This window comes from Stutzerimonas kirkiae (genome assembly GCF_004327335.1).
Classification (GTDB): domain Bacteria; phylum Pseudomonadota; class Gammaproteobacteria; order Pseudomonadales; family Pseudomonadaceae; genus Stutzerimonas; species Stutzerimonas kirkiae.
Genome location: NZ_QJUO01000067.1, coordinates 1 through 2465 on the forward strand (window position 1 = coordinate 1; position 2465 = coordinate 2465).

Annotated in this window: 1 protein-coding gene; it reads right to left on the bottom strand. The window is 59.1% G+C overall.

Annotation, left to right across the window (positions count from 1 at the left end; translation table 11 throughout):
* Positions 1–2465, bottom strand: a 2465-nt coding sequence (locus DNJ95_RS19030; RefSeq protein ID WP_165491667.1) for a condensation domain-containing protein, incomplete at both ends; no start/stop codon positions are given.

The following is a 2465-nucleotide window of genomic DNA, read 5'->3' on the forward strand; positions in this document are numbered from 1 at the left end:
TGAGACAACAGCAGTTGGATAACACTGTCCTCAATCATGTAGGCCAGTCGGTCCTGCGGATACTCCGGGTCCAGGGGCACGTAGGCACCGCCTGCCTTGAGGATCCCCAGTAACCCCACCACCATTTCCAGGCTGCGCTCCACCGCGATGCCCACCAGCACGTCCGGGCCTACGCCCAGCTCCCTGAGCTTGTGGGCCAATTGATTGGAGCGTTGGTTCAGTTGCCGGTAGCTCAACTCTTGGTCATTGAAGATTACCGCCACTGCATCCGGGGCTTTCTCAGCCTGGACCTCGATCAACTGGTGGAGGCATTTCTCACTTGGGTAGCTCACCTCGGTACGGTTCCAGACATGGATGATCTGTTCCCGCTCCTCCTGGCTCAGCAGCGGTAGCTCGCCAAGAGGTTGTTGTGGCCTTTCTGCAAGGGCTTGAAGCAAGTTGCCAAAATGTTCAGAAATCTTCTGAACTGTCAGTGTGCTGAAATGCTCCCGGTCATAGCCGTAGTGAACTGACAGGGTATCACCTAGCCCTACGGCCAGGGTCAGCGGGTAGTTGGTCTGTTCCTGGCTGGCTACCGCTCCGAACTTGAGTCCATACGGCGCGCCTTGTTGCAAGGCTTCAGAGATCGGGTAGTTCTCGAATACCAGGATGTTGTCGAACAGGCTTTCGCCACCAAAACCGGCCCAGCGCTGGATTTCATACAAGGGCGTGTATTCGTGTTCGCGCAGGACCAGGTTCTGAGCCTGGACCTGTTCGAGCCACTGCGCCACGCTCTGCTCCGGTTTCGGACTGGCGATCACGGGCAGGGTATTGATGAACAGGCCCAGTTGCTGTTCCACGCCTTTCAGTTCAGCGGGGCGACCCGCCACAGTGGCGCCGAAGGTCACGCTGTCCTGTCCGGTGTAGCGTTGCAGCAACAAGAGCCAGGCGGCTTGTACCAGGGTGTTGACCGTCACCCGCTGCTGGCGGGCGAAATCGATGAGTCGTTGGGTTTGCTGTTGGTCCAGCACCTGGTAGTGGTCGCCGTAACCCCTGCCGAGGTCCACCTTGTCCTGGCGGATGGCCTGGGCCAACCGGGTTGGTTCACCCAGGTCCTTGAGCTGTTCCTTCCAGAACGCTTCGCTGCTCGCCTTGTCCTGCTTCTGCAGCCAGTCGATGTAGTCGCGATAGCGGCTGGGCTGACGGGTACCAGGCTGGCCCGCATAAACCTGCAGCACTTCACCCAGCAGTTGCGAGCCGCTCCAGCCGTCCATCAGGATATGGTGGCTGGTGTAGATCAGGTGATGGCTGTTCTCGCCAGTACGAATTACCGCAAGACGCAACAAGGGATCGTTCAGCAGGTCGAAGCCCTGCTGCCGGTCGGCTTCAGCCCAGGTGTCCAGGCTGGCCTCGAGATCAGGCTGGGTACGCCAGTCAAGACTGACGAAGGGTATTTCGACCTGCTTGCGGATCACCTGCAAGGGTTGTTCGAACTGGGTGACGAAGCTCGCCCGCAACACGTCGTGGCGGTCGACCACGGATTGCCAGGCCTGCCGGAAGCGCTCCACATCCAGGCCGTTCACGTCCACGCGCATCTGGTTGATGTAGTCGCCGCCGCCCTGTGCGTACAGCGTGTGGAACAGCATGCCCTGCTGCATCGGTGACAGCGGGTAGATATCCTCAATGTCGCGGGCCAGGATCGGCAAGGCGTCCAATCGCGGCTGGCTCAAACCGGCCAAAGGAACATCCGATGGCGTAAGGCCAAAGGTGTTTTTGTCCGCACAATGTGCGATCAGTGCTTCCAGTTCTTCAGCGTACTCTTGCGCCAGGCGCTGGATGGTCTCCTCCTTGTACATCTCCTGGCTGAAACTCCAATCCAAACGCAGTTCGCCGCCATAGACCTGGCCATTGATCGACAGCCAGTTGCCCAAGGGAGCTTGCGCGCTTTGGCTGGCACCCGAGCTTTCAACCGCTGGTATCAGGAAGGCTGAAGTGTTTTCCCCCTCCCCAAAGCTCCCATCGAACTGGCCGAGGTAGTTGAAGGTGATCTGCGGTTCCGGTAGATCGGATAAAGCCTGCTTGGCAGTCTCGTCTCCCAGATAGCGAAGTGCGCCGAAACCAATGCCCTTGTCCGGGATCGCCCGCAGTTGTTCCTTGATCGTCTTGATCGAGGCTGGCAGCCCCGCCTTCGGACTCAATTTCACCGGGAACACACTGGTGAACCAACCCAGCGTACGACTCAGGTCAATATCCTCGAACAGGTCTTCGCGGCCATGGCCTTCCAACTGGATCAGCACGTCATCCTGCTGTGTCCAACGCGCAATGACTCGGGCCAGAGCCGTCAGCAGCAAATCGTTGGCCTGGGTTCGATAAGCCGAGGGAGCCTGTTGCAGCAGTTGCCGGGTATGGGTCTGACCCAGACGAGTCTGAGCGTGGCCAGCGCGATGACCTTGCAACGAGCCTTCGCGGTTATCACAAGGCAGATC